Source organism: Gimesia algae, from assembly GCF_007746795.1.
GTDB lineage: Bacteria > Planctomycetota > Planctomycetia > Planctomycetales > Planctomycetaceae > Gimesia > Gimesia algae.
This window is the reverse complement of sequence record NZ_CP036343.1, coordinates 7,883,127-7,908,654: the sequence shown is the minus strand read 5'-3', so window position 1 is coordinate 7,908,654 and position 25,528 is coordinate 7,883,127. Positions and strand designations below refer to the sequence as shown.

The window sequence follows — 25,528 nt, the reverse complement described above, 5'->3', positions numbered from 1 at the left end:
TCAGGTTATCAGGGTGAAAGTGGAACATAACTGAATATTCTCGTTGCCTCCGTAATCACATGACTTTGTGAGTCTGCATTCATGGCCAGTTTGATGGTGACAGTCACCCTGCGATAACTGGTCTGAGCTTGAGTCACGACCCACCCCGTGCCATCGCTGTTGGGCTGAATACGTTCAACCGAAACTTCTCGCGTCAATCTGTTTAAAAAACCGGTATCCGGGGTCAGCAGACTGGGACGGGAAATCGGATATCTTTCCAGAATCGTGACGGGTTCTCTGCCCAGCGAATAACCCTGTTTGCTTTCTGGCGGTGTTGAGGACCAGCTATCGTAGTCATCCAGATCATCAAAATATTCGCGGGAACTTTGAAACCCGGGCCTGGTATCACTGGTGACCGGAAAACGGACTGCTGAGAGTTCTTCCAGCATCTGGTCGGCGAGACCTGATCCGATGTTGTGATTCAATGCGGAGTAACAGGTACCGAGGGAAGCGCCAATCGCAGAGAATAGAGCGGCTCCGGCAATCGCTGTGATTGTCACAGAGACGAGAGATTCAATCAGAGTAAATCCGGTGCGGCAGGATCGCTGCAACCACAGTTTTCTGGTTGCCATGAGCTCTTCCAATATAATACCGCTTGAGGGTGCTGATCTGTTGTCATGCTTTCAACGGTCCAGAAACATCACACATGATCTGAGTATCCAGCACCATCAAGCCAGATGGTTCCAAGACAAAAAAAGAGCGCGGCAAGGTCCCCTCAAAGCTCCCAGCTTTCCTTGCCGCGCTGTAGATCCTCGCCTCGATAAGAAGCGGAGGAAATTGTTGTTTGTGTTCGTTGAGCGGGTTAGTTGCCCCTCTCTGCCAGTAAAAGTAGTTCACGCAATTTGTTAGTCAAACAGAATTGCGCAAGAACTTTGGAAAAGGCGGCTCTCCGATAAATTTCGGAAGGCGCAGGGAGTCAGGAGAGTCTTCCAACCGGTAGAATCGCTACAGGCCGAATTGAGGCATAGGTTACCTGCCTGCTGGCAGAGCAGTCGCATGCTGCTGGCGTGATCGAATTATTTTTTCTGACTCTGCTCGATCTGAGATTTAGTAGAGAGTGCCGCCTCGCGCAAGACTTCACTGGTATCAGTGTTGTCGATGAGCGTCTGCAATTCTGTCAGAGTTGTTTTAGCTGGGTTCCCCATCTGGCCGAGTACTTTAATGGCCGCTAATTGAACATCCGGGTCTGAGTCGTTGAGCGCGGCTTTGATGGCGGATAATTGATCTGCTGACTGCGATTCCAGATTTCCCAGGGCGTAGATGGATGTGAGTCGCGTATTGGGGTCGGGGTGTTCTGTCAGACTGATTAATACAGGGATGGCTTTCTCTCGATATTCAGGAAAATGCGTGAGTGTTGAGGCCGCATTGACCTGTGTAAACGGAGATGCATCCTGCAGCGCTGTCTCCAGAACCGGCGCTGCCTCTTTCGCGTCCGGACCCAGACTGGCCAGATACATGCTGGCAAGTTCTCTGGCACCGGGATCAGAATGTGACATGGCATCCTTTAAAGTAGGGACTGCAGTCTTGCCAAATGAACTCAGTTTTTTATCAGCCTGTATCCATTCATCGGGATCAGGTTCGGTGCGAATTGACAACAGCGTTTCAAAAACGGCTTTGACTTCTGCCTGGGGATCGACGGGTTCAGCGGTAACCGCAATCGTCTCTACAGTCTGCTCTGGTGCCGTTGCAACCGGAGAGGGCTGTTTACTTTCAGCAGACGCCGGTTGTGAGCTGTCAGTACTGGCAGAGCCACCACAGCCTTTCAGAGAGAAGGTGCACAAAACCAGGCTCACAGAGAACACAACTCGAAATACTTGCATCTGACAGGAATCCATCCACTGAAAAATTCGTCTTAAATCCTAATACATTCGCATCATAGCGAATTCCTCGATCTGTGTGGATAGAAATTAAATATTCCTGTTTCAATCTGCTGAAACAGGGCTGATAACGGGAAATCGCCATTAACTTAAGTCCCCCCCAAGTGTTATAATTTCTGCAGATTCCTATACAAATCAATCTATTTCAAACCCCAGACTGCAATCGAGGTTTCTCATGAGGCAGGTGTTATTCTTGACCGTATGTGTGGTAGCCGGTTTCTCATTCCTCGAGAGTCCCTCACCGGTTTATTCACAAAGCAGTGCCTATTTTCGAAATCAGCGCAATGATATGGTGACCCGCTATATCGAAGGAGAGGGGATCAAAAACCCGCGCGTGCTCTCATCAATGCGGCAGGTACCCCGGCATGAATTTGTCAGTTCGAATCTGAAACATCTGGCATATCAGGATCTGGCTTTACCCATTGGCTATAAGCAGACCATTTCTCCCCCTTATGTCGTTGCCTATATGACGGAAACGATTGATCCGCAGCCGGATGACAAAGTGCTCGAGATTGGTACCGGCAGTGGATTTCAGGCAGCCGTACTCTCTGCGCTGGTTAAAGACGTTTATACCATCGAGATTGTGGAAGGACTGGGCAAGAAGGCGGCTGTTCGACTGAAAAAACTGGATTATGATAATGTCCATACACGAATTGGCGATGGGTATCTGGGTTGGCCGGAAGAAGCGCCCTTTGACAAAATCATCGTGACCTGCTCGCCGGAAAAAGTTCCTCAGCCTTTAATCGATCAACTAAAAGAGGGCGGAATGCTGCTGATCCCCCTGGGAGAACGCTATCAGCAGGTTTTCCATTTGTTTCAAAAAGAAAAGGGAGAGCTCAAACACAAACGACTGATTCCCACACTCTTTGTCCCCATGACGGGACGTTCGGAAGAGAAACGGGAAGTCAAACCGGATCCGCTCAAACCGGAAATCATCAACGGTAGTTTTGAAGTGGATGCCAACAATGACCAGAAAGCAGATAACTGGCATTATCAGCGACGGGTGAGCCGGATGACCTCCCAGGCACCGGACGGAGCCGCCTATCTGAAATTCGAAAATGATACCCCCGAACGGCTTTCACAGATCCTGCAGGGCATGGCCATCGATGGATCTCATGTTGATTCACTGGAAATCAGCTTGCAGTTGAGTTATTTGAACACAGCTCAGGGAAAGCAGTCCTTTCAGAAACCGGGTTTTATCATCCATTTTTATGATTCGGTGCGCCGCAATATCGGCCAGGCTTATCTCGGCCCGTGGATCGGAAGTCGTGGCTGGCATCTGGAAAAGAAGGTCATTACCATTCCTCCGCAGACACGCGAAGCAGTCATTCAACTGGGTTTGAATGGCGGAACAGGCATTCTCAGCGTGGATGATCTGAAGATTGAGAAGGTCAACTGAGTTTTACGGACAGGAACCAATGAGTCTGCGATTCCTGCTGAAAGTACACCTTCAGACCTTGGAAAATGTGGCAGATCGCCTAGAATAATTTTATCATTCAACTCTCTCACGTGTTTGAATGCATTAGTATGCTCTTTCCTGCATCAAAGAAGTTGCTGACAGAGACTGAGCTGCATTACGAAGGGGGGCGATTGCTTTCGCAGGGAACTCACTTTTGGAGTGTGCCTGATGCGGATGTGAACTATCCCGCCTTCGACAGAGATCAAAATCCCACCTTTACGCGACCCATCTGGAAAACAAATGTCATTACGCCAGTTTCAAGTTCAACAACAGTCTTCGGGAGCAGTTTTTGAGCACCCGGAGGAAAACTATCCCCTTGCATCTCATTTTGGCTCACCAGAAAAAGAATATCAGGCTGCCCGGGAATCGGCGGCGGTCTTTGACCTGAGCAACCGGGATCAGATCGAGTTATCTGGCACAGACCGGCTCAAATTCCTGCACAATTTTTGTACGAATGATATCAAAGGTTTGCAGCCTGATCAGGGTTGCGAAGCCTTTGTGACAAATGTTCAGAGCCGCATTCTGGGGCAGATTAATGCGTTTTCTCACGAGGAATCGATCTGGATTGATACAGCACCGGGACAGAGCGAGAATATCACTCAGCATCTGGACCGTTATATTATCCTGGAAGATGTCCGTCTGCTTGTCCGGACTCAGGAGTTTGGCAGCCTGTACCTTTCAGGACCACGCGCGTCAGAGATTCTCAAGCAGCTCGATATCGACGTCGATGCGCTTGAAGTGTTCCAGCAACTGAGATTGACAAACAGCGATGCCAGACTGACTGTGCGTCGTGTCGACTGGTTTGGTCAGCCGGGATATCTCTGCTGTCTGCAGTATGTCAAAATCGCAGATTTCTGGAACAGTCTGCTCGAGGCAGGCGCTGTACCCGCTGGTCAGGAGACCTTCGACGCGATCAGAATTGAGTCATTGTTTCCCGTTTATGGTGTCGATCTGACTGATGCGAATCTGGCTCAGGAAGCCAGTCGTACTGCTCAATCTATTTCATTTAAAAAGGGCTGTTATCTGGGTCAGGAACCCATTGCCCGGATTGACTCTTTAGGGCACGTCAATAAAGAAATTCGATCCATCGGACTGGAGGAATCCTGGGTTCCACCTGCAGGTTCAAAAGTCATGGTCGCTGGAGAGTCTGGGCCTGAGGAAGCGGGCACGATAACTTCCTCTGCCCGCTCTTTTGGAAAATATTCTGTCGTGGCAATGGGTGTGCTTCGCAAAAATGCCTATGCGCCTGGTACGACGGTAGAAGTGGTGGCAGACGATCAAAAAGCGACGGGAACCGTGTTCACCGAACTAGATTGATCTGACGGATTCGTAAATTCTTGACAGTTGAGTGATCAGAACGCAGTGAAACCTCTGGACGTGCGGTATAATCTGAATCAAAAACGGTGATTCAATTCATGTTCCACGAGCCGCTGAAATTACAACTGCGATTTCTCAAGATGATTGTGACGCTGTTCGCTCTGGTGTTGTTGATTCAAACCTGGAGGCTCTGGACGCCGCAAACTCTCTTTCCACAGGTTCCATTATTTGCCTGGGTGTCTGAGATACCAGCAACTGTAGACTGGCTGTCGTTTACCATTATGGGACTGAGCCTGATTTGTCTGCTGGTGTTATCGGTAGTGCCCTTTCTTATGAAGAGATCAGAGGGGGACGATGATCCTCAATTTCAGAGGCTTTGCGGCTGTCTGTTTCTGTTGGCATTTGTGTTGGCAGTCGTCTTTGATCAACATCGTCTGCAGCCGTGGGCTTATCAGTTTGCGTTGGGATTGCTGATCTTGACGGTGCTCAAACCACCGCGCGCGATTGCCTTGTTTCGATTGCTGGTGATCAGCATTTATTTTTATTCTGCGCTCTCCAAATGTGATGCCAGTTTTGTTCAGACTCTGGGGCGTCAGTTGGCAGAGGGGCTGTTTTCCGCAGTGGGGATTTCGACTGCCTACTGGTCAAAACAGACTTTGAGCTGGATCGCGACTTCTTTTCCTGTTGGAGAATTCCTGATTGCATTCGGATTGTTCTTCCGCCGCACAAGACAAGTCGCTCTGTGGGTGGCAGTCGGAATGCACCTGACGCTGATACTCGCGATCGGGCCACTCGGATTGAACCATTACCAGGGTGTGCTCATCTGGAATGTGTACTTCATTCTTCAGGATCTGATTCTGTTTCATGCACGCTTCCAGAATCAGAAGCCTGTTGAGCCTGCGGAGAGTCAGGTAGAAGAGCGTGTGTCGCAATCTGCTGTGACAGGCTTGGCACGAGGCGTTCAGATTCTGATCTGGTTTGCGCTGTTGGCGCCTCTGCTTGAGCCCACCGGCTATTTCGATCACTGGCCCAGTTGGGGTTTGTATGCAAGTCATCATGACCGCGTGGTTCTGTTGATTGATGAAGAAGCAAAATGGGAGCTTCCCCCTGACCTGCAACCATTTATCGATTCTCCCCAACCCTTAAGTCGCTGGTGTCGCATGCGTGTGGAACGCTGGTCCCTGGCAGACCTGGGGGCACCCCTGTATCCACAGGCCCGGTTTCAATTGGGAGTTGCGCTCGCTGTCGGCAAGGCAGTCGAACAGAATCAAGCTCAGAATGAGTCTCAACCACGCATCAGACTACTGTATGAAAGTGCTGCTGATCGCTGGTCGGGAAAGCGTAAAATCAGAGAATATAATGGCTTATCCCAGATTGAGCCTTTGACCGGCGAGTTTCTGCTGAATGCAGCTCCCCGGCCGTTCCAGATCGAGTAGCCAGAGAACCTTTTTTATGAAAAGCGGTCTCTCCTGTGTGCGTCGGTTGCAATTCGCGGAGTTTCAAAATACAAACGTTTTTCTGAAACAGGAATGAATTCCAGGTACTCATCCACCGACTATAGTTCAGCATTTATCAAGATTCGAGGCGTGAAATGGCTTTTATTAACGATCACTATCTCAAGCTCAAAGCGGGTTACCTGTTTCCTGAAATCGGGCGTCGCGTCAATAAATTCTGTGAAGAAAACCCGAATGCGGCCGTCATCAAGCTGGGAATCGGCGATGTCACCGAGCCACTGCCGACTGCGATTCGTGAAGCCATGCATGCTGCCATCGATGAGATGGGAGAAGCAGGCAGCTTTCGTGGCTATGGCCCTGAGCAGGGTTATGGATTTCTGCGGGAAGCGATTGCAAAGAATGATTTTCAATCGCGAGGCGTCGATATCTCAGCGGATGAAATCTTCGTCTCAGATGGTTCCAAGTGTGATACGGGAAATATTCTGGACATCTTCGGTGCCAATAACAAAGTCGCCGTGACGGATCCGGTTTATCCCGTCTATGTGGATACGAATGTGATGACTGGTCGCACCGGCGCTGCGGACGAAAATGGTCGCTACGCGGGGCTGACCTATCTCCCGGTCACGGCCGAAAACAATTTTGTGGCTCCCCTGCCCGAATCACCCGTCGATCTGATTTACCTCTGCTATCCCAATAATCCCACGGGAACCGTGGCGACCAAAGAAACGTTGAAGCAGTGGGTCGATTATGCCCGCGCCAATGGTTCGATCATTCTGTTTGATGCTGCCTATGAAGCATTTATTACCGATCCGGAGATTCCTCATTCCATCTATGAAATCGAAGGTGCTAAAGATGTGGCAATTGAATTTCGCAGCTTCAGCAAAAATGCCGGTTTCACCGGAACCCGCTGTGCTTTCACCGTTGTTCCCAAACAACTGAAGGGGACGACTGCCAGTGGAGAACCGGCAGAGATCCACCCACTCTGGAACCGCCGTCATTGCACCAAGTTCAATGGGGTTTCTTACATCATCCAGAAAGGGGCAGAAGCCGTTTATTCTGAACAGGGTCAAGAGCAGATTCAGAGCCTGATTGCTTTCTACCTGGAGAATGCACGTTTGTTACGTGAAGGGCTGGAATCCGTGGGTATCTCTGTCTATGGCGGAGTGAATGCCCCCTATGTCTGGCTGAAAACCCCCGGCGAATCAACCAGCTGGGAATTTTTTGATGAACTACTGCAGAAAGCACATCTGGTCGGGACTCCCGGCAGTGGTTTTGGCGCTTCCGGGGAAGGATATTTCCGGTTAAGTGCTTTCAACACCAGAAATAATATCAACGAGGCGGTCACCCGTTTTCAGAACGTGGTCAGTTAAACCTTCTGGTGAGATTTCCGGGGATAAGCAGCAGGAGAAAGCCCTGTTTTCAAGGAGAAGTGTGCTTTATTGTAGACACTTCCCTTGATAGTCTCATATAATCGACGCTTTGATTTTGTCAAAGATCCTCTGCGCAAGAGGACGCCATGCAATACATCACCCGCTAATTCGGGGGCCAAAACAGCCAGCCGAATCTCGCCGACTCGTATGGTCTCTCCCGTTTAAACTCGTTTTCATTGTTCCCCGAAAGGTTTTTCTTATGTCGAAATGGCATCTCGCTGCCTGTTTAAGTATCGCATTCTTCGGTTTTTCCGCCACGGCGCATGCACAAAACGAAAAAGCAGCTTCCGGTAAATCAGGGCTTGACGGTCAGAAGCAGAAAGTCAGTTACGGAATTGGCTTTAATCTGGGTCAGAACCTCATGCGGGATCAGCTGGATCTGGATCCGCAAATTCTGGCGAAAGGCATTGTGGATGCGATGACCAAACAGAAGCCGCAAATGACAGAGGACGAAATTCGCGCTACGCTGATTGCCTTTCAGCAGGAACTTCGCAAGCAGCAGGAGGCCAAGATGAAAAAGGCCCAGGCTGAAAATGTGACGAAAGGCAAAAAATTTCTGGAAGCCAATGCAAAAAAAGAAGGTGTGAAAACCACCAAAAGCGGACTGCAGTACAAAGTCATCAAATCGGGTAAGGGAAAAACTCCCGGTCCCAAAGACAGTGTCACCACCCATTATCGTGGTACTCTGATTGACGGCACTGAGTTCGACAGCTCTTACAAACGCAACGAGCCGGCTACATTTCCTGTCAGTGGAGTGATCAGCGGCTGGACAGAAGCACTGCAGCTGATGAAAGAAGGGGATAAATGGCAGTTGTTTATTCCCAGTGATCTGGCCTACGGCGAGCGTGGTCAAGGATCTGATATCGGTCCCAACTCAGTATTGATCTTCGATATCGAACTTCTCAAGGTCAACTGATACAATTCGGTCGATTGCTCGACTCGGACAACATCTACTATACAGCCGACGTATCTCAGGATACGTCGGCTTCTTTTTTTACCCTGGTTTAAGCAGATCGGCTGTACGGACTGCAGGGGTTATGCTGAATGCGATATGCGGTTTTTCATTGAGGTATTGTATTTTATCGAAGTCAAAGTTCGTTGATGTGGCGTTTTGTAAGCTAAGATTCACGGAGTCTCGCAAAAAAATTGTGTTGATCTACATACTCCGCCAACTTCAAAAAGTCACTGAGCCATGCCAGATACCAAACAAGATACAGACCACCTCCTGCAACAGCTCCAATATTCACAGGCGAAGCCAACCTGCGCCGAGTGTGGCACGCATGAGCCTTGGGGACTCTCTTCGTGGTGCCCCGAATGTGGTTTCTATCCCAAACTGGGGAAATGTGTCGGCCATTCCGACCAGAATGGTCAATCGCTGGAACAACCACAACCTCAGACAATCTGGGAATTGATCCCGGCCTGGGGATGGGTGCTCGGTGTCGGGACGCTGGCCTCGATTGGTGTTAGTGTATGGGGACGCTTCTACAGCGAAGACCCTGGACAACTCTGTCTGTGGACGATCACCCAGGCGACCGTAGGCCTGATGATGTTTTTAGTCGGTCACTTTATCGCTTATTTGAACGCAGTTTCCCGTTCGGCGGATTTCAGTATTCTGAGTATCATCGTTACACCATTCAAAATCTGGCGACCCGCGATACGTCGTTTTCCGGAAGGCGCCTGGAAACTGGATCTGGCTGTCTGGGGGTTGACCCTGGTTGTGTGTGCGTTCGCGATCGTGGGAGGCTTCGAATTCAATTCCCTGTTCAAAGACTGGGGTGTTAAAAAAACTGCCAATGTGAATCTGCTGGCTTCAGTCGTTGATCAGGCTAAGTCTGCAGATGGTGAAGGAGGCGCTGACAATATGGAAGATGCGTTAAATGACTTCGCCGGTGGTACCGAAGAAGAAGGTTCCGCATCATCAGCAAAAGCAAAAGCCGCCGCCGCAGCGCAGGCTGCATTACCTGCCCCAGAAGAAGAACCCAAACCAGAGCCGGAACCGGTAGTTGAACCTGAGACGGCTCCACTCCAGGAATTTGATTGTCTACTGGTAGGCTATTCTGCTCTGCCAAATGGAACCATTGATGCAGTGCTGCTGGCATCTTCCTATAACAAACATCTGGTGTATGCAGGTTATATCCGAGGCAGCGAGCTTCCTGATGACATCCGACAGGAATGGCAGAAACGTCTCCCCAAACTGAAACAGAAAGAGCCATTTGTTAAAACCAGTCAGGTTGCCACCTGGATTAAGCCCAAGATCACTTTGAAAGTGAGTTCTGAAGGTTGGACGGATACGACACATCGGCTGATTAAACCACAGTTTGTCTCTGTCCTGCAGGAAATCAGTCTGGACTGATTCGGACCCCCAAAAATAAAACAGAGAAAGGTCTCGCTGAATGGATCGGCGAGGCCTTTTTTTATGTGCGACACGTGTTCTTTTCTGTTCTGAGTCAGGATAGCTGTTATCCGGCTGTCGGCCTGCTAAAATACTGGGGGACATGACTCACAGGAACCAGACGGGCAGACAGGCAATGAAACCGGAATTAGAACGTTACAGTCGACAGGTGCTTTTTTCAGAACTGGGCGAAGCAGGTCAGACGCGATTAATGCAGAGTAGTGTGTTGTTATGTGGCTGCGGTGCCCTGGGGACCGTGCTGGCAGAAACACTGGTCAGAGCGGGCGTCGGTCATATCAAAATCGTGGACCGGGATTTCGTGGAACTCAGTAACCTGCAACGGCAGGTTCTGTTTGATGAATCCGATGTCGCCGCGAAACTTCCCAAAGCAATCGCGGCTGTTGAAAAGCTGAAAAAAATCAACAGCGAAGTACAGATCGAAGCTGTGGTAGAAGACATTGATCACACCAACATCGTGGCGCTGGCTGAAAACGTCGATCTGATTTTGGATGGGACGGATAATTTTGAAGTTCGTTATCTGATTAATGACGTCTCGCTGGAACTGGGGATTCCCTGGATTTACTGTGGTTGTATCGGCAGTACCGGGCAGACGATGACCATTCTGCCAGGCAAGTCGGCGTGTTTGCGATGCCTGATTGATTCCGCGCCCGAACCAGGCAGTACAGAAACCTGTGATACCGCGGGCATTCTGGGTCCGACAGTCAATGTGATTGCTTCACTGGAAGCCGTGGATGCCATCAAGCTGCTCTCCGGTCAGATCGAACAGATCAAACCAGTCCTGACTGTGGTCGATGTCTGGGAGGGGTCGTTTCGGCAGATGAGCGTTGCCGATCTGAGGGAGAAAGGGGGTTGCAAAGCCTGCCACCAGGGGGAACGAATCTGGCTGAACGGAGAACAGGGTTCGCGCACGACCCGTCTCTGTGGGCGCAACGCGGTTCAGGTTTCTCCCGCCGACAAAGGTAAAATTGCATTTGAGGATCTGGCAGTCAAATTACAGAACTCGGGCAGCGTTGACGTGAACCCTTACCTGTTGCGGCTGAATCTGAAGAACCCCGATTATGAAATCAGCCTGTTTCGTGACGGCAGGGCGATCATTAAAGGAACCGATGATCCCTCGGTCGCCAAGACGATCTATGCCCGCTACATAGGCAGTTGAAACATGCTATTCTGCGGGCTGGATTTCAGCTTGATACTTGAGAAAATCCTGAACCATTTCCGCACGGATTCGCATCATCAACTCTCGAGTCAACAGATTCGAATGGTTTTTGCCCTGGTGAATCTCCACCACGGCGTCGGCGTCCAGTTGCTCCAGCGTCTGTTTGAGCAGTTGGGTGGCACCATTCAGGTAGAAGGTGTCCTGGTCTCCCATAAAGACATGAATTTTTCCCACGAGTTCTGGTGCCAGCTGTTTCCAGTTTGATTCCAGAATCAGCCGAATATCGTATGCTTTCCAGGCATCCGCCACTTCCGCATCGATCGTGCCGGTCTCCCAGTCATAGAGCTTCAGCGGTTCGCCGTCCGCACCGCGGGGACTGAAAACGGCTTCGAAACTGCGGAGCTGTCCGCCATGCCCGAGCACCTGTTCCATTTTCGCGAAGGGTTCGAACCAGAGAATCGGCTGATTTCCTCTGCGGGCAATCGGCCGGGGCTGGTTGTTCGCGTCACGATAGACGTTACTTCCCGGTTCGTAAATGTTGATCTGCTGGAAGTCGCGAAAATCAACCGGGTCGGGGGCGGTACTCCAGGTGCCGCCAAAGACGGTTGGATAGGTGACCTGCAGCCAGAGGGACGACCATCCCCCGGAAGAATGTCCTGTTAAAAACCGGGCGCGGGAATGCGGGATGGCGCGGAATGCTTTTTCCAGCTCTGGTAAAAATTCCGTGGTAAACGCTTTTCCGACAGGTCCATTGGTAGCGGAATCAGCGAAGACATGGTGTCCCCAGCGACATTGCGGGTTGAGGAGCACGCGGATAAATTCGACGCCGCCGGCATTGCGTTCTGCAATCGGCGCTTGTGGCAGACTGCGTTGATGATCGCCGCCAAAGCCGGGAATGGAATAGATGACCGGATATTTTCGTTGAGGCTGTTGATAATAACTTTGCGGAAGGATCACACTGGCTTCAAAGCCGGTATCCTGACCGTGAAACTGGGATAACAGTGGCGAATGTATCTGGAAATGTTTGATCCACTGAGTCTCGGTGAAAGGTTTTTCCGGTACCAGTTGATCAATGGTCAACGTGGGACTGAGCGTGGCTGAAGTGCCGGTCAGTTGAACGACCTGGCTGAATCCGTTTCCGGGAGCCAAACCGATTTTGGGATCTGAGTTGTTAAAGCGCGCGACCGCCTGCACTCGATAACCGGCCAGGTTCATTTCCGCCAATGGCTTCGGATAAGAGAGCAGTCCTTTGGTTTCAGGTCCAAACTCAAGGAGTTCGCCGGGTTGCCAGTTGGTGACATCCCGGGCAAGGAAAGATTCCGGTTGAAACCAGGAAGGCCCGAGCCGTGGTTCGCGTCCGGATTTGGTAAAAATCAGATATACGCGACCTGTGAAAGCTTCCGGATGGACAGATTTCAGGAAACGAGCCTGGAAAATATTTTCGGCTGCTTCAGAATTTGTAGAATGCCCACAGAAGATCACTGAGGCACACACCAGTATCAGCAGAGAACACCGAAATCGTGGATTCATGGTGAATCGGACCTTTCAGGTTGTTTCAAAGTCGAACGCGAGTCAATAAAATCCAAGTCGTATCTTAACCCACAAACTGTATAAGAAAAGCAGCTTCCCTGAAAGGCGATTTTCACCATGGCTGAGAATACTTCCCGTCTGGAAGAACTGATCTCACGTTTGACTCAGGTCGAATCTGTGTTGATGCATCTGCAGCACGATGTCGAACAGTTAAATGAAGCATTGCTGCAGCAGAATACCATCGTGGATACATTGAGCAAGTCTTTGAAACTCCTGGATTTGCGTATGGGAGCTCTGGAAGTGGAAGACGAGGGGCCTGATCCAGTGCAGGACAAGCCGCCGCATTATTAGACTGTCTCCCGTTTTACTGTAGCGTCTCCGGATCCATTTGGACTGAGTATATTAGAGTGACAGACACTATGGTTAAGTGTGATGCGCTCTAGCCTGTGTTCAGATCGCATCTCTGGCGTTCCCGTTTTTCGCTAAAAACACTGCTGTGATAAGAGTACAGCTTGAAAAGCGGGTGGTGATGAGACATGCTTGATATCAACGTTGTTACATTTGATATCCTGGAGAACTGCCATCATGTACCAGTTATATTCTGCTGCCCGGTATTTCTGTCTGCTGCTACTGTTGAATTTCAGTTCTATGGAGCTGCTTGCGGCGGCGGAACAGAAGCGTCCCAACGTCGTCATCATCATGACAGACAACCATGGTGAGTGGACTCTGGGCTGCTACGGAAACAAGGATATCAAAACGCCGCACATCGACCAGCTGGCGAAAGAGGGAACCCTGTTTACCCGCGCGTTTGCAAATAACGCTGTCTGTTCTCCGACCCGCGCCACTTTTCTGACTGGTCTGATGCCCTGCCAGCATGGGGTGCACTGTTATCTCAGGCCTCGAATTCAAACTGGCCCCGATTCATATAATACCCTGGAGGAGTTCCAGTCGATTCCGCAGATACTGCATGACGCAGGCTATGTCTGTGGTCTCTCGGGAAAATGGCATCTGGGAGATAACCTGTCTCCACAGGAAGGGTTCTCTTACTGGATAACCAAACCACATGGATCCAGCGCTGGTTTTTATGATCAGGAAGTGATTGAAGATGAAAAAATCCGCAAGGAACCGACCTACCTCACCGACCTCTGGACTCAGCATGGAGTTGATTTCATCAAGCAGAATCAGGAAAAGCCGTTTTTTCTGTTCCTGGCTTACAACGGTCCTTACGGTTTAGGTTCGGCGATGAAAGAACCGATTCGCAACCGGTTCAAAGCAGACTATGAAAAGATGACCTTTCCTTCGTTTCCCCGAGAGAAAGCACAGCCCTGGAATTTTAATTACGGAGACTGGATTGGTGACTTGGGGATTATTCGTAAATACGCAGCCGAAGTTTCTGGCGTGGATGATGGGGTCGGCCGGATTATGCAGACGCTCAAAGATCTGGGATTACGAGAAAAAACGCTGGTGATTTTCACAGCAGACCAGGGATTGTCAGGAGGCCACAGTGGTTACTGGGGCATGGGCGATCACACGCGACCGTTGACCGCGTTCGACTGGACCATGACCATCCCGCTCATCTTTTCTCAGCCGGGAAAAATTATCTCTGGAGCAAGCCAGGATATGATGGTCGCTAATTACGATGTATATCCTACGTTACTGAATTATCTGGGATTAGAAGATAAAATTCCCGCGAAGCCAGCAATACCAGGGCGTAATTTCGCACCGGTCCTCAAAGGAGAACAGATTCCCTGGTCAGAGGTCGTATATTACGAATTCGAAAATGTCCGCTCCATTCGTACAAGGGACTGGAAGTATATCGAGCGCTTCCATGAATCACCCAACGAGCTGTATCATCTGGTCGCTGATCCACAGGAACATAGCAACCTGATTGACCAGCCTGCTTCCCAAAAGACCAGGAAGGAACTCAAACAACGACTGGATCAGTTTTTTTCCAAATATGCCGATCCACAATGGGATATCTGGAATGGCGGCAAATCCAAGACGATTTTGATGACAAAACAGCTGTTTCCCGATTCTTACCTCTATCTCCCTCCCCCAAAGCAATAATCTTTCGGTAGTTCACTTTGTCCACTGGAACACAATCTGCTCACATTTCTTCTGCACAACCAATAAAATCGTTGTATTCTGTGTAGATGTCCTTTAATGTGTAAAATACCTGTTTTGTTACGTGTTTCAATTATGCATCATCCGTTTTTTCGACTTATTGTTATTGTGTCGGAGAGAATGGGTAGCTTAGGCAGAAACTACTGAGTCTCAATGTGAAGTGGGCTAAATGTTGCATTTCACTTGATGGTCTTTGGACTCAACTTTCCGATACGTATTTTAACGAGCCGTTTTGAAAGTTTGAGCACAACCAGGAGGTACGTGCCATGTCGGTTACACATTTTACCGCCAAAGAGATTACTGATCTCGAGACTAAGTCGACAACTCCCCGTTTTTTACATTCTCTGTTTGGTTCAGCAGCCATTACGGCTCTGGCTCTGCAGTGGCCGACAACAGCCTGGCCGTTTGTGGTAGGTTGTACACTGGTTGCTGCCTACAGCATGTTCTGCTGGTCGAGTTGTTTCCATGAAACATCCCATCAGAGCATATGTGGCAAGCCCTGGGTAAGTATCATGCTGGGCCGTGCCATTGGCACAATGCTGTTTGTGTCTTACACTGCCTACCGGGAAGCCCATATTCGCCATCATGCATACTTGAATAAACCAGGTGACTGGGAATTGTGGCCTTATTCGGATCCGACAACATCCCTGACGTTTCGTCGCATTTTCTGCTGGCTGGAACTGCCATTGGGATTCGTGACTTCCCCATTTGTTTACAGCCGCCTTTGCTTCAGTAAAAACACACCAGTCAAAAATCCCAAGGTGATCAAAACCATGCGGATTGAATACGCGGTTATGGCGGTCGTCTGGGCAGCCATTCTGGGTGCCGTTACCTGGTTTTCCGTCTGGGTTCCCTTCCTGATGGCCTGGGTAATTCCCCACTGGATTGCCAGCGTGATTCAGACCTTTCGCAAATATACAGAACATCTGGGAATGCAGAGTTACGATCCCCTGCTGGGTACACGCACTGTGATTGGTTCCAACCTGATTACCCGCGTCTGTACTTATATTAACTTTGATATTTTCGTGCATGGCCCTCACCATCGACATCCCAAAATTGCTCATAACAAGCTTGTGGAAAAGATGGATAATTACCAGCAGGATAATCCTGACACGAAGTATCCTGTGTTCACAACTTATATGTCAGCCATTAAACATACCCTGCCCGCTTTATGGAATCCGGGTGTCGGAATGAACGTCGGGGCCCCTGCTCCGAAAAAAGAAAAATGGCTGGGTGCAGATAACTTTGTGACGGATGTCGCACGCGAGATTCTCTCTGATCGTGATGTCTCTAAGGTCCATCGGGCCTCGTAACAAAATCGAGATACACAAAACGCCCCAGTTGTCACTTCGACACTGGGGCGTTTTTTTTGGATCAGGCAGTATGTCGCCGCGACTTATCTGCGAAACAGACGGCGACGGAACAGACCACGTCGGGGAGCGTAGTAACTTTCCTGAGGGCAGCAGGGATCGGCAGTCTCTTCCGGAGTCAGTTCTTCCCGGACTTTGAGCAGCAGCTTTTTGCTGGCTTTGATACCGGCGTATTCGTCGAGTACCTTGCCCTCGTATTCAATCCCCACATATCCATGGTAACCGGCGTCGAGGACGATCTGCATCATCTTCATGTAGTCCGTATTGATTTCATCTCCGTCTTTGTTGAAATCGTGAGTTTTGGCACTGACGGCCTTGGCGTAAGGCATCAGTTCTTTAACCCCTTTATAGCGATCATATTGTTCGCCTGTTTTACGATCGAGTACGAAATTACCGAAGTCCGGCAGTGTTCCACATTCGGGCAGGTTGACCATTTTCATCACGCCAGCCAGCCAGGCTCCATTGGAAGAGAGGCCGCCATGATTCTCCACCAGCACATTGATGCCGTATTTCATTGCATACTTGGTCAGGCGACGCAGGCCATCGGCGGCCAGTTTTTGCTGTTCTTCGTAACTGCCATTGCTGCGGGCGTTCACACGAATGGAATGACAGCCGAGTGTTTTGGCAGCAGTCACCCACTTGTGATGATTTTTAATCGCCTGGGCCCGTTTCTTTGCATCGGGATCGCCGAGCGCCCCTTCTCCATCAATCATGATCAACACATTTTTCACGCCGACATCAGCGGCCCGCTTGTTCATCTCAGCCAGATATTTTTCATCGTTGGCTTTATCTTTGAAGAACTGGTTTACATATTCGACCGCATTGATGCCAAACTCTTCTTTGGTGACCTTCGCAAAGTCAAGGTTATCGAGCTTCCCCCCACGCAATGCGCGATGTAGAGACCATTCGGCCAGTGAAATGTCAAACAGCGGCTGGTTGAGCGCAGTTGTTGCCTGAGCGGAACTGGCCCAGCTGGAAAATGCGAGCCCGGCAGTGAATGCGGATGTATGTTTCAGAAAGTCACGGCGTGAAGTGATGTGTGTCATGAAGCGGTCTTTCTCTGTTCGAAAAGAAATCTGTTGCAGGATCTGGCTTAACTCCAGTAAGCTTCTGAGATTATAAAAACTCATTCACAAAGAGACAATCAAAGTTTTCTCTAGGTAAAAAACAAACCCTCCGGATCACGATGAACGTTAATCCGGAGGGTTTTGCAGAATGCAGTTTTCAGAGTACGATCGCTTTTAATAGCGATAGTATTCAGGCTTATAAGGACCTTCGACGGGAATTCCGAGGTATTCGGCCTGCTTGTCAGACAGTTTTGAGAGTTTCACACCCAGCTTGTCCAGGTGGAGACGGGCGACTTCTTCATCCAGATGCTTGGGCAGCATGTAGACGCCGATTTCGTATTTGTCAGTTTCGTTCCACAGTTCAATCTGGCCGATGACCTGGTTACTGAAGCTATTGGACATCACGAATGAAGGGTGTCCCGTGGCACAACCGAGGTTAACCAGTCGACCTTCTGCGAGCACGATCAGAGCTTTGCCATCAGGGTAGACGAATTTATCAACCTGTGGTTTGATCTCAATCTGTTCGATGTCTTTGCGGTTTTTCAGGTAGGCGATCTGAATCTCGGAATCGAAGTGACCGATGTTGCAGATAATGGCTTCGTTTTTCATCTGATCAAGGTGTTCGCCACAGATGATATCACAGCATCCGGTAGCGGTGACGAAGATATCGCCGCGGCTGGCAGCCTCCTCCATCGTGGTGACTTCAAAACCTTCCATGGCAGCCTGCAGGGCACAGATAGGATCGATTTCTGTGACCAGAACTCGGGCTCCCAGGCCTTTCATGGCGTCGGCACAACCTTTACCGACATCACCATAACCACAGACAACAACAACTTTACCTGCGATCATAATGTCGGTGGCACGCTTGATGCCATCTGCCAGTGATTCACGGCAGCCATACAGGTTATCGAATTTGCTCTTTGTGACCGAATCATTCACGTTGATCGCAGGCACACCCAGTTTGCCCTGCTCAAACATCTGGTGCAGACGATGCACGCCAGTGGTGGTTTCTTCGGTCAGGCCTTTAATTCCTTTCAGCAGTTCAGGATACTTCTCGTGAACCATGACGGTCAGGTCGCCACCATCGTCGAGGATCATGTTCAGCCCCTGACCATCGGGCCAGAACAGAGTCTGTTCGATACACCAGTCAAACTCTTCGTCGTTCATGCCTTTCCAGGCGAAGACGGGGACACCTGTCGCTGCGATGGCAGCAGCAGCGTGATCCTGGGTAGAGAAAATGTTACAGCTGGACCAGCGGACTTCCGCGCCCAGAGCGGTCAGAGTTTCAATGAGGACAGCCGTCTGAATGGTCATGTGCAGACAACCGGCAATGCGCGCCCCTTTTAATGGCTGCTCTTTGCCATATTTTTTCCGGAATGACATTAAACCTGGCATTTCTGTTTCAGCCAGTTCAATTTCCTTACGACCCCAGGCAGCGAGCTTCTGGAATTCTTCTGCGCTGTAGTCCTTTACTTTATACGGCAGTGAGTTGGTTTCGGTCGACATTCTCAATCCTTGTTGATTCAATTGGAAAAGGGGAGTATATGACTTCGATTCAAGTAGAAACCGACTTGAACCATGGCATTTTTATACTAACAGAATGAATTCCACTGATCAGGATCAGTAGATTCGGCTATGATTAAAGGTAACAGAGTCACACTGCTCTGAAATCGATTCCATCTGGCTTGTTTCTTCAGATGGATGTCTCCATTTCTGAAGGATTTAGACGGCCTTGATAGATGATTGCTCATGCTCCTGTTTGTAAAGACAACAGACTGCCGGAGCTGGATAAGTCAACTGAAAAACGTGAAATATTCACCTATGCTCACAGCAAGATAGGTAATACGAAGCAGACTGGCAATAGAAATTAATGGTTTATTGACCTGCAAAGCACATAATTTATACACTACGCCACAGTCAGCCTGTCAGATTTTAGATCAAAGCAGACGAATTTAAACCCTCTAAAGACAAGAAAACACAATGCAAATCAGTGAATTATACCGGGATGGGACTTTTGGCCTCTCTGTGGAAATCTTTCCTCCACGCAATGAAAGTGGTGATGCAGAGCTGTTTAAAACGCTGGAGGAGCTGATCCGTTATCAACCCGCTTTTGTTTCCTGTACTTATGGAGCCGGGGGGTCTACCAGTAAACGGACCATCGAATTGTGTGCGCTGATCCAGAATCAGTTGCATAATACAGCAACGGCGCATTTCACCTGTGTAAATTCGACCCGTGAGGAACTGGTCGAGTGGCTGCAGAACGCCTTCGATGCAGGCATCACTAATATCATGGCCTTGAGGGGTGACCCTCCTGCCGGGCAGGAAACGTTTGTTCCCGCGGATGGGGGGCTGAAGTATGCCAATGAGCTGGTCACACTGATTCGAGAACATTTTCCCAAGATGGGAATTGGCGTTGCCGGCTATCCGGAGTGTCACCCGGAAGCGTCGGACGCGAACGTTGACCTGACAAACCTGAAACGGAAAGTAGATGCCGGCGCTGATGCGATTTACACGCAACTGTTTTTCAACAACGAACACTTTTATCAATTTCGCGAACGATGTTCGCAAGCGGGAATCGACCGACCGATCATTCCTGGAATCATGCCGATCACCGAGTATCGACGGATTCAGCGTATCATGTCGATGTGCAGCTCCGAGTTCCCCGCCGATCTGGTAGGCCAACTGGAAGCGGCGCAAGATGATCTGGAGGCCCAGTTTGAGATTGGGGTGGAATATGCGATCCGCCAGTGCGAGCAGTTGATCAAAGAGGGTGTGCCCGGGATCCACTTTTATGTCTTGAATCGTTCACAGGCCTGCAAACGGATATTCGATGCCCTCGGTTTTCCGGAGACCCAGGAGAATATTGCAACGTAGTCAGGGACGCTGCCAGCGTGAATCAGCGAGTCGGCGTGGGCTGCCGACTTTGGAATTGTTGTACCAGATTTTGCCAGGCAGCTGCCTGCTTCTGCTGGCCCAGTATTTTCAGGTGACCTGCGATTTCCTGGGCCAGCTGCACGTCCGGTGATTCCAGCGCACCGCTGGAGACGATTTTATACAGCTCCCGATGACTGGCGGCCAGCTGCTTGACGCGTTGAAATTTCTCTGCCGCCTCTGCTTTTTTGCCCAGCGCCTGCAGCAGCATGGCTTCCTGCTGCAGATATTTGATCTCTTCCGGATGCAGACGCGAAGCTGTCTGAATGGATTCCAGCGCAGCAGAGTTTTTCCCCTGCTGCTGTTCCAGCCGACTCTGCAGCCACAGCCAGCGATCATCCTGCTGGAGCTGCCTCTGAAAATCTTCTGACTGCTGTTCTAATTCCGTCAACAACCGCTGGACTGTTTCCAGTTCTCCCAGTTCGAGATAAAATTCGAAGAGGACCAGCATTGTTTCCGTGTTTTCTGGTTCCGCCTTTCGAGCCGCTTCCAGATAGGATTTTGCCTGCTCGATCTCTCCCAGCTTCCAGTGACAATAACCAAGGGCCCGCATAATGGAGGGCTGCCCCGGTTCTTTCTCATTGATGCGGTTCAACAGTTTGATCGATTCCTGCGCGATCGGATTTTTATGTTCGGTATTCAGCAGATGATACAACTGGAGGAACTGGTTCGGGCAGGTCTCCAGGCTGCGCTCCAGCAGGTTTTCCAACTCGCGCAGACGAATCTGATTGAAATAGATCCACTGCAACTGTGTGACCGCTTCCTGCGAATCGGGAAAGGCAGTCAGATGCGCTTTTAAAATCCGTTCTGCCTCGGCCAGCTTTGCGATACTTTCGTAGCTGCGTGCCAGCGCAAACGAGGCGCGACGGTAATCAGGAGAGGTTTCGCTTATTTGAGCGAGCGCCTTGATCGCCGCCGGATAATCCTTTTTCACAAAAAAACATTCACCCGCCAGAAGTTGCGCGCGGCGTTGATCGGGTTCGAACCAGCGGAGCCAGTCTATTTCTTCCAGGGCAACGTCCGGCTTGCCTTCTGCCAGAAACCGCTGTGCGCGACTCAGGGTGACATGCGCATTGGATCTCACGTTCCAGCCCACAAAAAAATAAATGCAGACAGGCAACAGAATCAAAAGTACTGCCAGGGTGATAAATACTCGTTTTTTCAAACGTGGAGTTCTTTCGGACAAATTTCCAAATGTGACTGAGAGAGTCGCTATTAAAGCTTTCAGTTTACGCGGGAAGTGGACCGGCTGCAATCAGGGAAGCGGAGGATCGGGTAAAGTTGTGACTTGAAACGGACCTGCGTATGATGGACTCTCTTATTCGGACTTTCTGAAGGCAGCTCAGATCCATTCCACTCCCTCGCTTTTTGCTCAACTCGAATTCAGGAACTTGTGACATCATGACGAAGCCGTTGAATTTCAAGCAGGAACTGACGTGCGTTTTCGGGCAGCCAGTGGCAGAGAACCCGACCCAGTGTATGATTGAGGCGGCTTACCAAGCTTGTGGTCTGGAATGGCGGTATCTGACGATTGAGGTCGCGCCTGAAAATCTGGAACAGGCGGTTGAAGGTTTGCGGGCGATGGGCTTTCGCGGGGCCAATCTGACGATTCCCCATAAAGTCGAAGTCATTCAATACCTGGACGGCATCAGCGATGCGGCGGCGATGATGGGAGCCGTCAACTGTATTGTCCGCCAGGGCGATCACCTGCTGGGTGATAATACGGATGGCAAAGGTTTCGTACAGTCATTAAAAGAAGTGACCGATCCGCAGGGGAAGAAGATTGTGATGTTCGGTGCCGGCGGAGCAGCCCGGGCGATTGGCGTGGAGACGGCACTCGCGGGAGCAGCGGAAATCACCATCGTGAATCGCAGTGCCGAGCGCGGCGCAGCGCTGGTGAAGCTGCTGAATGAAAAAACCGAAGTGCGCACCCGCTTCGAATTATGGGACGGCGATTTTACTTTGGCTGATGATGTCGATGTCGTCATCAACGCCACCTCAATTGGCCTGTATCCTGATGTGGACGCGGTCTTCCCCCTCGATTTCAGTTCACTCAAACCGAACATGATTATCTCGGACGTGATCCCCAATCCTCCCGAAACCCATCTGCTCCGTGAAGCAGCCAAAATCGGCTGTCCGACGCTCGACGGCCTGGGCATGCTGGTCAACCAGGGCGTGATCGGTTTTCAACTCTGGACCGGCGTGGACCCCGATCCCAAAGTCATGCGGGCTGCGCTCGAAGAAGTTTTCGGCGTCTGACTCAAACTCACAAGCGTTATCACGGGAACAGGTTTCCAATAACCTTGGGTGGGCCCGAATAAAATTCGGGCCGAGCGCAGCGAGCAGGAGGTTACAGCTCACGCGCTCAAAACAGAGCCGTGTTTCCTACCCACTCCAGACAGAGTAAGGCTAAACTGATCAACAGACAATGTTCACACTACAACCGCCTGTTGTCTCCGACAACACCGAATTTCATTCGGTGTCACCCATGAGATTGGTTGTATTGAGAAATTTCTTGAGCCCCATTTTCAGAGTTGGTATTCTGAAATGATGATCAGCTGATTTCATATCGTTATTTTTGGAAACACAATCATGTCCTGGAAAGATCAGATTCTGAAGTTTTGCAGCGAAGCCGAATTCTTTCCCGGTGCAAAGCCGCATGAAATTAAGCAGGCGGAAGCCGAACTGGGAGTCGTTCTACCAGAGGACCTGGCGAGTCTGTTGCAGGAATCCAATGGGGTCGAAGGCGAATACGGGCTGGGGCTGATCTGGCCGCTGGAGCGTATTGTCCGGGAAAATAAAGAGTTTCGCGAGTACCCGGATTTTCCGGAATTGTATATGCCTTTCGATCATCTGCTCTTCTTTGCGGATGCCGGCAATGGGGATCAGTTCGCCTATCCGATCCAGGCAGGAGAAATCCGCAGACTCGATGTGTTTGTCTGGAACCACGAAGAAGACAGTCGAACCTGCTGTGCCCCGTCGCTGTCGGCGTATCTGGAACGCTGGCTCACTGGAGAGCTGTTGTTATGAATGCTGCATCACTCTTATTTCTAATGAGGAATTTCATGCTCCACTTTCAAGGTAAAACCATTTTTTATCGACCAGAATCAGTGAGTTATAATTAATGTGGGGTGCAATCGCAGGAGATGTGATCGGATCGTATTACGAGCACTTCCCGACCAAGTCGACGCAATTTTATCTCTTCCGGGAGGAGTCTGTATTTACTGATGATACCGTACTGACCACGGCGGTCGCGGACTGGTTATTGAACGATACGGATCTCGTCAAAACATTTCATCGCTATGTGCGACACTATCCGGACGCCGGTTACGGGCATACATTTCTTTCCTGGGCACAGTTGCGCCGACGTGAATCCTATCAGAGTTGGGGAAATGGATCTGCCATGCGTGTCAGCCCGGTTGCGTATGCTGCTGAAACGATAGAAAGCTGTTTGTATCTGGCAAAACAGTCAGCTGAGGTAACCCACAACCATCAACAGGGGATTTACGGCGCCCAGGCAACGGCAGCCTGCGTTTTTCTGGCACGCACAGGAAAAACTAAAGCAGAGATTCGGGATTATGTCGAGGATAAATTCCATTACGATCTGCAGCGAACACTGGAAGAGATTCGCCCGCATTATGTGTTTGATGTTTCCTGTCAGGGTTCTGTGCCGGAATCGATCATCGCCTTTCTGGAGTCAACCGATTTCGAATCTGCCATCCGCAATGCAATTTCACTGGGCGGCGATGCCGACACGATGGCTTGTATCGCCGGTGCGATCGCCGAACCCTTTTATGGGGGCGTGCCTGAAGAAATATCACAACAGGTCTTACCCCTGTTGGATGACCGGATTCGGAATATGTTGCAAACGTTTCATGACCGTTTTATTACCGACAGTCCCCTGAAGTCAGATAGAAATGAAAACGATGCAACTGAATCTCACTGAAGATGAGGCACTGGTACTGTTCGAATTGCTTTCAAGATTCTCGGAAGATTCGATATTAGGAATTGAGGATCAGGCAGAGATGCGTGCGTTGTGGAATCTTCAGGCAGTTCTGGAACAGGCCCTGACTGAGCCGTTCCTGCAAAACTATGAAACACTGCTGGCAGCAGCCCGTGATCGGCTGCGGGATGACGGCAAGGGCACAAGCGCGGAGCTGGAACAGGAAAAAGGTCTGCTTGCAGTCTGGCTGGAACCAGATCAGATCCGTTTCCTGGCGAATGAATGGCGTAAAATCCCGAAAGAAGCATCGGAGACGGTTCAAACGCAGTGGGGCGAAGTGGCTTTTCGTTCGATGACAGCATAGCATAAAGCCAAAATACCTTATGAACCAAAGTTCCCTGAAAGCGGGGAAGCGTATCAGGTGGGAAAATGAAAAAAAAGCTCAGCTATAGCGGACGCGATCTACTGCTGCCTATCGCGGGTGCTACACTGATCGCTTTTCAGGAAACCGGACTCACGGGCCTGGTCTTTGAAGACGAAGAATCCGTACGATCACTGATCCAGTTGGAGGACGAACTGCAAATCACCGATGCAGATGGTTCACGCACGCTGCCAGGTACAAAGCCAGGAACCGGTTTCTGGCGCGCGGATCTGGAACGCCTGAATTACCTGCTCGGTTGTCGGCTGACAGCCGCAGTTGCCCGCCAAGATGGTTGTCTGAGTATAGAGTTTGCAACCGGGGAGCGTCTGGAAATAAAATCGACAACCGGTTATGAAGCGTGGCACTTTCGGTGTCCCGCGCCAAATACTACGTCCAGCCAACATCCCATTTCCGTTCATGGAGATCACGGAAGGCTGATCGTTTTTTCCTGACAAGAAACAGGGACCTTGACCCATTGAAAGAACCGATTTGTCATGCAGATTCGCACGAAGGTCATTATATCGCTGATCCACGGGGGTCAGGTGCTGCTCTCTGAGGGGTTTGATCCCATCAGGAAATTCCAGTTTTATATTCCCGTCGGCGGAGGCGTTGAATTCAGGGAAAGGCTGCAGAATGCCGCTGCGCGGGAGCTGTTTGAAGAGCTGGGGCTGAAAGATCAGACGCTTGAGTTCCTCAATTTTCATGAGTCGATTTTCGAGTTTAATGGGGTTCCCGAACATGAAATCATGTATCATTATCAGTGCCGCATCTCTGATTCTGTGAAAGCTGCCTTGCCGGCCGAAGGGATTGAGTCGGATGGCGCGACCTTTAAGATAACCTGGTTTGCGGGTGAAGAGTTGTCTTCGATACGGAAGGGACTGGTACCGCCGACGATTTACGATGATTTGTGTCAGATTCTGTTACAGGATGATTGAGGGGATCGAAGCAGCTCTCGGTCGCTCCCTTCGAAAAAGCACTTTTAATTTGAGTGAAGCAG

The 25,528-nt window shown here is 50.2% G+C and carries 23 protein-coding genes; 17 read left to right on the top strand and 6 right to left on the bottom strand.

Annotation, left to right across the window (positions count from 1 at the left end):
* Window positions 1-8: 8 nt before the first annotated feature.
* Both Pan161_RS30255 and Pan161_RS30250 read right to left on the bottom strand, forming a co-directional pair.
* Window positions 9-611 (bottom strand): type IV pilus modification PilV family protein, encoded by a 603-nt coding sequence (locus Pan161_RS30255; RefSeq protein WP_145232432.1) that lies wholly within the window; start codon window positions 609-611, stop codon window positions 9-11.
* 444 nt (window positions 612-1,055) lie between these two features.
* Complete coding sequence (locus tag Pan161_RS30250; RefSeq protein WP_197995606.1) at window positions 1,056-1,859, bottom strand: HEAT repeat domain-containing protein; 804 nt, start codon at window positions 1,857-1,859, stop codon at window positions 1,056-1,058.
* 241 nt (window positions 1,860-2,100) lie between these two features.
* On the opposite strand from Pan161_RS30250, the gene Pan161_RS30245 reads away from it, so the two are divergent.
* The 7 genes from Pan161_RS30245 (at window position 2,101) to Pan161_RS30215 (ending at window position 11,145) form a co-directional block, all read left to right on the top strand.
* Window positions 2,101-3,315 (top strand): protein-L-isoaspartate(D-aspartate) O-methyltransferase, encoded by a 1,215-nt coding sequence (locus Pan161_RS30245; protein ID WP_232103566.1) that lies wholly within the window; start codon window positions 2,101-2,103, stop codon window positions 3,313-3,315.
* Between the two features lie 300 nt (window positions 3,316-3,615).
* Complete coding sequence (gene ygfZ / locus Pan161_RS30240) at window positions 3,616-4,692, top strand: CAF17-like 4Fe-4S cluster assembly/insertion protein YgfZ (RefSeq protein WP_145232429.1); 1,077 nt, start codon at window positions 3,616-3,618, stop codon at window positions 4,690-4,692.
* Between the two features lie 98 nt (window positions 4,693-4,790).
* A complete protein-coding gene (locus tag Pan161_RS30235) occupies window positions 4,791-6,128 on the top strand; it encodes a hypothetical protein (protein ID WP_145232428.1) in 1,338 nt (445 codons plus the stop codon).
* 155 nt (window positions 6,129-6,283) lie between these two features.
* Entirely contained in the window at window positions 6,284-7,516 is a 1,233-nt protein-coding gene (locus Pan161_RS30230; protein WP_145232427.1) for an LL-diaminopimelate aminotransferase, read from the top strand.
* Between the two features lie 259 nt (window positions 7,517-7,775).
* Window positions 7,776-8,492 carry an FKBP-type peptidyl-prolyl cis-trans isomerase gene (locus Pan161_RS30225; RefSeq protein WP_145232426.1) on the top strand — a complete coding sequence of 239 codons (717 nt, stop codon included), beginning with the start codon at window positions 7,776-7,778 and terminating at the stop codon, window positions 8,490-8,492.
* A gap of 276 nt (window positions 8,493-8,768) precedes the next feature.
* The gene (locus Pan161_RS30220) at window positions 8,769-9,929 is read left to right on the top strand and encodes a hypothetical protein (protein WP_145232425.1); all 1,161 of its coding nucleotides are present in this window, start codon (window positions 8,769-8,771) and stop codon (window positions 9,927-9,929) included.
* Between the two features lie 175 nt (window positions 9,930-10,104).
* Window positions 10,105-11,145, top strand: coding sequence for a ThiF family adenylyltransferase (locus Pan161_RS30215; RefSeq protein ID WP_145232424.1), 1,041 nt, complete (start codon window positions 10,105-10,107; stop codon window positions 11,143-11,145).
* A gap of 6 nt (window positions 11,146-11,151) precedes the next feature.
* On the opposite strand, the gene Pan161_RS30210 is transcribed toward Pan161_RS30215, so the two are convergent.
* A complete protein-coding gene (locus Pan161_RS30210) occupies window positions 11,152-12,675 on the bottom strand; it encodes an alpha/beta hydrolase-fold protein (protein ID WP_145232423.1) in 1,524 nt (507 codons plus the stop codon).
* Between the two features lie 117 nt (window positions 12,676-12,792).
* Here Pan161_RS30210 and Pan161_RS30205 point away from each other — a divergent pair, with 117 nt between their 5' ends.
* From Pan161_RS30205 to Pan161_RS30195, 3 genes are all read left to right on the top strand, one after another.
* Window positions 12,793-13,026, top strand: a complete 234-nt coding sequence (locus Pan161_RS30205; RefSeq protein ID WP_145232422.1) for a SlyX family protein — start codon at window positions 12,793-12,795, stop codon at window positions 13,024-13,026.
* Window positions 13,027-13,260: 234 nt separating this feature from the next.
* Entirely contained in the window at window positions 13,261-14,742 is a 1,482-nt protein-coding gene (locus Pan161_RS30200; protein ID WP_145232421.1) for a sulfatase family protein, read from the top strand.
* A 323-nt stretch (window positions 14,743-15,065) separates the two neighbouring features.
* The gene (locus tag Pan161_RS30195) at window positions 15,066-16,112 is read left to right on the top strand and encodes a fatty acid desaturase family protein (protein ID WP_145232420.1); all 1,047 of its coding nucleotides are present in this window, start codon (window positions 15,066-15,068) and stop codon (window positions 16,110-16,112) included.
* Between the two features lie 83 nt (window positions 16,113-16,195).
* On the opposite strand, the gene Pan161_RS30190 is transcribed toward Pan161_RS30195, so the two are convergent.
* Together Pan161_RS30190 and ahcY are read right to left on the bottom strand one after the other, a co-directional pair.
* Window positions 16,196-17,215 carry a sugar phosphate isomerase/epimerase family protein gene (locus Pan161_RS30190; protein WP_145232419.1) on the bottom strand — a complete coding sequence of 340 codons (1,020 nt, stop codon included), beginning with the start codon at window positions 17,213-17,215 and terminating at the stop codon, window positions 16,196-16,198.
* A 195-nt stretch (window positions 17,216-17,410) separates the two neighbouring features.
* Entirely contained in the window at window positions 17,411-18,742 is a 1,332-nt protein-coding gene (gene ahcY / locus Pan161_RS30185; protein ID WP_145232418.1) for an adenosylhomocysteinase, read from the bottom strand.
* A gap of 474 nt (window positions 18,743-19,216) precedes the next feature.
* Between ahcY and metF the strand changes: the two genes are divergently transcribed.
* Entirely contained in the window at window positions 19,217-20,110 is an 894-nt protein-coding gene (gene metF / locus Pan161_RS30180; protein WP_145232417.1) for a methylenetetrahydrofolate reductase [NAD(P)H], read from the top strand.
* Between the two features lie 22 nt (window positions 20,111-20,132).
* Here the strand turns inward: metF and Pan161_RS30175 are convergent, their stop codons facing one another.
* Complete coding sequence (locus tag Pan161_RS30175) at window positions 20,133-21,332, bottom strand: tetratricopeptide repeat protein (protein WP_197995605.1); 1,200 nt, start codon at window positions 21,330-21,332, stop codon at window positions 20,133-20,135.
* Window positions 21,333-21,568: 236 nt separating this feature from the next.
* Here Pan161_RS30175 and aroE point away from each other — a divergent pair, with 236 nt between their 5' ends.
* From aroE to Pan161_RS30145, 6 genes are all read left to right on the top strand, one after another.
* A complete protein-coding gene (gene aroE, locus Pan161_RS30170) occupies window positions 21,569-22,426 on the top strand; it encodes a shikimate dehydrogenase (RefSeq protein ID WP_145232415.1) in 858 nt (285 codons plus the stop codon).
* A gap of 333 nt (window positions 22,427-22,759) precedes the next feature.
* Complete coding sequence (locus tag Pan161_RS30165; protein ID WP_145232414.1) at window positions 22,760-23,197, top strand: SMI1/KNR4 family protein; 438 nt, start codon at window positions 22,760-22,762, stop codon at window positions 23,195-23,197.
* 94 nt (window positions 23,198-23,291) lie between these two features.
* A complete protein-coding gene (locus tag Pan161_RS30160; RefSeq protein WP_145232413.1) occupies window positions 23,292-24,113 on the top strand; it encodes an ADP-ribosylglycohydrolase family protein in 822 nt (273 codons plus the stop codon).
* Window positions 24,085-24,474, top strand: a complete 390-nt coding sequence (locus Pan161_RS30840; protein ID WP_197995604.1) for a hypothetical protein — start codon at window positions 24,085-24,087, stop codon at window positions 24,472-24,474. The genes Pan161_RS30160 and Pan161_RS30840 overlap by 29 nt, the downstream gene beginning before the upstream one ends.
* A gap of 65 nt (window positions 24,475-24,539) precedes the next feature.
* Entirely contained in the window at window positions 24,540-24,983 is a 444-nt protein-coding gene (locus Pan161_RS30150; protein WP_145232412.1) for a DUF6188 family protein, read from the top strand.
* A gap of 42 nt (window positions 24,984-25,025) precedes the next feature.
* Window positions 25,026-25,466: an NUDIX hydrolase gene (locus tag Pan161_RS30145; protein ID WP_145232411.1), complete on the top strand. Its 441-nt coding sequence runs from the start codon at window positions 25,026-25,028 to the stop codon at window positions 25,464-25,466.
* The last annotated feature ends 62 nt before the right edge of the window (window positions 25,467-25,528 follow it).

Excerpts from the sequence above, each read along its gene's own strand:
- Pan161_RS30250 (WP_197995606.1), bottom strand. The coding sequence starts at position 1,859 with ATGCAAGTATTTCGAGTTGTGTTCTCTGTGAGCCTGGTTTTGTGCACC.
- metF (WP_145232417.1), top strand. The coding sequence starts at position 19,217 with ATGCAAATCAGTGAATTATACCGGGATGGGACTTTTGGCCTCTCTGTG.
- aroE (WP_145232415.1), top strand. The coding sequence starts at position 21,569 with ATGACGAAGCCGTTGAATTTCAAGCAGGAACTGACGTGCGTTTTCGGG.
- ahcY (WP_145232418.1), bottom strand. The coding sequence starts at position 18,742 with ATGTCGACCGAAACCAACTCACTGCCGTATAAAGTAAAGGACTACAGC.
- Pan161_RS30210 (WP_145232423.1), bottom strand. The coding sequence starts at position 12,675 with ATGAATCCACGATTTCGGTGTTCTCTGCTGATACTGGTGTGTGCCTCA.
- Pan161_RS30195 (WP_145232420.1), top strand. The coding sequence starts at position 15,066 with ATGTCGGTTACACATTTTACCGCCAAAGAGATTACTGATCTCGAGACT.
- Pan161_RS30150 (WP_145232412.1), top strand. The coding sequence starts at position 24,540 with ATGAAAAAAAAGCTCAGCTATAGCGGACGCGATCTACTGCTGCCTATC.
- Pan161_RS30165 (WP_145232414.1), top strand. The coding sequence starts at position 22,760 with ATGTCCTGGAAAGATCAGATTCTGAAGTTTTGCAGCGAAGCCGAATTC.
- Pan161_RS30215 (WP_145232424.1), top strand. The coding sequence starts at position 10,105 with ATGAAACCGGAATTAGAACGTTACAGTCGACAGGTGCTTTTTTCAGAA.
- Pan161_RS30160 (WP_145232413.1), top strand. The coding sequence starts at position 23,292 with ATGTGGGGTGCAATCGCAGGAGATGTGATCGGATCGTATTACGAGCAC.
- Pan161_RS30200 (WP_145232421.1), top strand. The coding sequence starts at position 13,261 with ATGTACCAGTTATATTCTGCTGCCCGGTATTTCTGTCTGCTGCTACTG.
- Pan161_RS30230 (WP_145232427.1), top strand. The coding sequence starts at position 6,284 with ATGGCTTTTATTAACGATCACTATCTCAAGCTCAAAGCGGGTTACCTG.
- Pan161_RS30235 (WP_145232428.1), top strand. The coding sequence starts at position 4,791 with ATGTTCCACGAGCCGCTGAAATTACAACTGCGATTTCTCAAGATGATT.
- Pan161_RS30145 (WP_145232411.1), top strand. The coding sequence starts at position 25,026 with ATGCAGATTCGCACGAAGGTCATTATATCGCTGATCCACGGGGGTCAG.
- Pan161_RS30225 (WP_145232426.1), top strand. The coding sequence starts at position 7,776 with ATGTCGAAATGGCATCTCGCTGCCTGTTTAAGTATCGCATTCTTCGGT.
- ygfZ (WP_145232429.1), top strand. The coding sequence starts at position 3,616 with ATGTCATTACGCCAGTTTCAAGTTCAACAACAGTCTTCGGGAGCAGTT.
- Pan161_RS30220 (WP_145232425.1), top strand. The coding sequence starts at position 8,769 with ATGCCAGATACCAAACAAGATACAGACCACCTCCTGCAACAGCTCCAA.
- Pan161_RS30205 (WP_145232422.1), top strand. The coding sequence starts at position 12,793 with ATGGCTGAGAATACTTCCCGTCTGGAAGAACTGATCTCACGTTTGACT.
- Pan161_RS30840 (WP_197995604.1), top strand. The coding sequence starts at position 24,085 with ATGAAAACGATGCAACTGAATCTCACTGAAGATGAGGCACTGGTACTG.
- Pan161_RS30255 (WP_145232432.1), bottom strand. The coding sequence starts at position 611 with ATGGCAACCAGAAAACTGTGGTTGCAGCGATCCTGCCGCACCGGATTT.
- Pan161_RS30190 (WP_145232419.1), bottom strand. The coding sequence starts at position 17,215 with ATGACACACATCACTTCACGCCGTGACTTTCTGAAACATACATCCGCA.